Consider the following 3,344-nt stretch of genomic DNA (forward strand, 5'->3'; position numbering starts at 1 on the left):
TCCGTTCTGCTAAACCTCTATTCCCATAGTTGTCGGAAAGGCGCTATGAAATTAACTACATCTTTCATTTTTTCGGGATTTAAATGATAATATATTTCCCTTCCAGTGGATGTTTTGATAAGTAAAGAATAAGTTTTCCTCTTCTCGGCATATTCTATTGGTAAGTATTTATTTATATTAGTATTAAAAGTTTTTTAATGTAATTGCAAACAGACAAGTATGGGGACGACACTAACAGAACGCGATATCCTCGAGCAGCAAAGCAAACTCTACAAGGCTATGAAAGATGGTGACCTCGGTTCGCTTGACGAATTACTGCATAAAGATTTGTTGTTTGTTATGCCCAATGGCGAGGTCATAACCAAAGAAATTGATTTAAAGACCTATCGTGAGGGAGCACTCAAGATAGACGAATTGCGACCAGAAGTGGAAAACCTTAACATTATTGATGATCTGGCAGTCCTCACCTTAACAATGGAATTAAAGGGAAAATTTAATAATGTACCGTTTGAAGTCACCTATCGTTATATCCGCTTCTGGAAAAGTTTCGCTGAAGGTATTAAAGTAGTTGGCGGAAGCGGAATAGCTATTTAATGAGTGTATTGTCATACGCATGGGGGGCAATTTGGCGTTAAAACCGAGTCATTTCATTGGAGTCCTGTAGAATATCGTTATAAAATAAAAGTCATTAACCAATTGTGAAGTGATTCTGTGTGCATGCAGTACTAAGTATAACATAATATTGCGTATAATCAAAAAAATTGCCGTGATCTTCGTCAACCGTTATGTAAACTGCTTTTCATAAATTGTAATTATGAAAAAAATAAATCTAAAACATATACATAGTTTGAATGAAGAGGCCCTACGTGGGCTGGATTTCTACGAGGAAGAAATTCGCATTCTGCAAGAGCGGCTCGAAGATGTCGCAAAAGAAAATTACGATAAAGAAGCGATGTTAAAGGTGGAGCACTTCCAAAACCAGCTCATCATCCAGAGAGATAATATCGACGATCTGCGCCATGCCATTCGTAGGCACCTTAGTGTCATTAAGGAGCAACTGGAAAAATCTAGTGAATATATCTCGGAAAATGCTGACCAAGAGGAGACTACTTTGTATGAACAGTACCTTGAGCTGGAAAAGACAATTAATGCGCTTAGGCACGAATTTAACCATTTTGCCGCCGAATGGATTTAATTCATCATCCGGTATCCATTAGGCGTAACACCTGCTTTTTGTTTGAATAAACGGGTAAAATGCTGCGGGTATCTAAAGCCCAATTCATAGGCAATTTCACTCACAGATTTATTCATGTCAAACAGCCGCTCTTTCGCCACGTCTATCACTTTTGATTGAATGTATTCCTGAGCAGACCTGCCGGTTTCTTTTTTCACCAGGTCACCAAAATAATTGGGTGATAAATTTAAGGCTTCGGCGCAATAAGCAACGGAAGGCAAGCCCTCGTTCTGCGGTTTATCAGATGAAAAATATCCTTGCATTAAGGCTTCAAACCGTTCCAGGATTCCTTTGTTGGCATTGTCCCGTGTAATGAACTGGCGGTCGTAAAAACGGATGCAATAATTAAGCAGCAATTCAATGTTCGATGCAATCAGGACTTTGCTGTGTTTATCTATATTTTGATCGAGTTCATACTCGATTTTTGAGAAGCAATCTAGAACAATACTTTTCTCTCTATCTGACAGGTGAAGCGCTTCATTTACATCATACGAAAAGAAAGAATAATCCTGAAAATGTTTGCCCAACTGGGTGCCGCTGATCAGGTCGGGATGAAAGAGCAATGTCCAGCCTTTCGGGGCAAATGGTTCAACTATGGGTTCCACGCCTAACACTTGCCCAGGCGCTACAAACACCAGACTTCCTTCCTGGTAGTCATAATGATTTCTTCCATAGCGCAACTGGGCATGGTTCAGTTCTTTCAGGCTCACCGCATACAAACCAAAGCTGTATGACTTAGCGGGGCATAGGTGGCGCTTTCGATGCGTCAATCACTTCAACCAGAGGGTGTTTAATCATTAAGCCACGTATCCTATTGTATTGTGCGATGCTGTCAATTTTTACGATCTCTTCCATACCTTGATTCCATTGTTGCTATAAAATTAAACATTTTGGTAAGTCCTCTTGATGCCGGCCTTCCCAATCAGTAATACTGGTAGGGAAACCCGTAATCTGTATACAAAACGGCTCAACCTTCTTCCGCAATTTTGCAGTAGTAAACATAAAAATTATTAAAGATGAAAACACGACAATTAGGAAACTCAGGATTAGAAGTGTCCGAACTTGGTTTCGGCTGCATGGGACTAAGCCACGGTTACGCTAACCAGCCGGACCGTAATCAAGCCATTCGCGTGTTGCGCGACGCCGTGGAACAGGGGATCACCTTCTTTGATACGGCAGAGGTTTATGGTCCTTACACCAATGAGGACATTGTGGGAGAAGCGCTGCAGCCGTTCAGGGGCAAGGTGGTGATTGCCACCAAATTTGGATTCAAGAATGGATCGAACGCTGAACTTGACAGTCGCCCGGAGACCATCCGCAAAGTGGTTGACGAATCACTCAAGCGACTGCGCATCGATACGATCGATCTCCTCTACCAGCACCGTGTGGATCCCACTGTGCCCATGGAGGATGTGGCTGGCACGGTGAAGGATCTTATTGCCTCGGGTAAGGTGAAGCACTTCGGGCTATCAGAGGCTGGAGAAGTTAACATCCGGAAAGCCCACGCCGAACAGCCTGTGACGGCGCTGCAGAGCGAGTACTCCCTTTGGTGGCGAGAACCCGAGGAAAAGGTCTTTAACGTACTTGAAGAGCTCGGGATCGGTTTTGTTCCCTATAGTCCGCTCGGCAGAGGTTTTCTGACCGGCAAAATGAATGCCGACACGGTATTTAAGAAAGAAGATGGACGGAGTTACTTCCCACGTTTTCAGAAGGAAAATATGGAAGCTAATCAAGCCTTTGTGGATATTCTCGACCGCGTTGCGACGGAGACGGGTGCCTCCCCCGCGCAGGTGGCGCTTGCCTGGATTCTGGCACAAAAGCCATGGATCGTTCCCATCCCAGGTACCACCAAATCGGAACGCCTGAAGGAAAATATCGGCGCTGCAGCTCTGGAGCTTTCTCCCACGGAGCTTAGCACGATCACCCAAGGCGCAGATCGTATTGAAGCCAGGGGCGCCCGGTTTCCAGAAAGTTTGGACAAGGTGATAGACCGGAAAGTTAATCCTTGATTTGCATACAACCTTCAGGGCTTTGCATACAGCTATTAACATGTTCTTAGCGAACTTTGACATACTAATTTAATATGATGAAAATGAAGAAAATAAATTTA

Annotated in this window: 4 protein-coding genes; 3 read left to right on the plus strand and 1 reads right to left on the minus strand. The window is 43.5% G+C overall.

Going from position 1 to position 3,344, the window contains the following annotated elements:
- Positions 1-219: 219 nt before the first annotated feature.
- Both ACKI5J_RS02425 and ACKI5J_RS02430 read left to right on the plus strand, forming a co-directional pair.
- Positions 220-594, plus strand: coding sequence for a nuclear transport factor 2 family protein (locus ACKI5J_RS02425; RefSeq protein ID WP_407426144.1), 375 nt, complete (start codon positions 220-222; stop codon positions 592-594).
- Between the two features lie 220 nt (positions 595-814).
- Positions 815-1,195, plus strand: a complete 381-nt coding sequence (locus tag ACKI5J_RS02430) for a hypothetical protein (RefSeq protein WP_407426146.1) — start codon at positions 815-817, stop codon at positions 1,193-1,195.
- Here ACKI5J_RS02430 and ACKI5J_RS02435 read toward each other — a convergent pair.
- Entirely contained in the window at positions 1,192-2,004 is an 813-nt protein-coding gene (locus ACKI5J_RS02435; protein WP_407426148.1) for a helix-turn-helix domain-containing protein, read from the minus strand. The genes ACKI5J_RS02430 and ACKI5J_RS02435 overlap by 4 nt on opposite strands.
- A 246-nt stretch (positions 2,005-2,250) precedes the next feature.
- Here ACKI5J_RS02435 and ACKI5J_RS02440 point away from each other — a divergent pair, with 246 nt between their 5' ends.
- Positions 2,251-3,243 carry an aldo/keto reductase gene (locus tag ACKI5J_RS02440; protein WP_407426150.1) on the plus strand — a complete coding sequence of 331 codons (993 nt, stop codon included), beginning with the start codon at positions 2,251-2,253 and terminating at the stop codon, positions 3,241-3,243.
- The last annotated feature ends 101 nt before the right edge of the window (positions 3,244-3,344 follow it).

Origin of the sequence: Arcticibacter sp., from assembly GCF_045629565.1 — a bacterium.
Taxonomy (GTDB): domain Bacteria; phylum Bacteroidota; class Bacteroidia; order Sphingobacteriales; family Sphingobacteriaceae; genus Arcticibacter.

Bases quoted from the DNA above. Each gene is read 5' to 3' on its own strand.
- ACKI5J_RS02425 (WP_407426144.1), top strand. From the start codon at position 220: ATGGGGACGACACTAACAGAACGCGATATCCTCGAGCAGCAAAGCAAA.
- ACKI5J_RS02430 (WP_407426146.1), top strand. From the start codon at position 815: ATGAAAAAAATAAATCTAAAACATATACATAGTTTGAATGAAGAGGCC.
- ACKI5J_RS02440 (WP_407426150.1), top strand. From the start codon at position 2,251: ATGAAAACACGACAATTAGGAAACTCAGGATTAGAAGTGTCCGAACTT.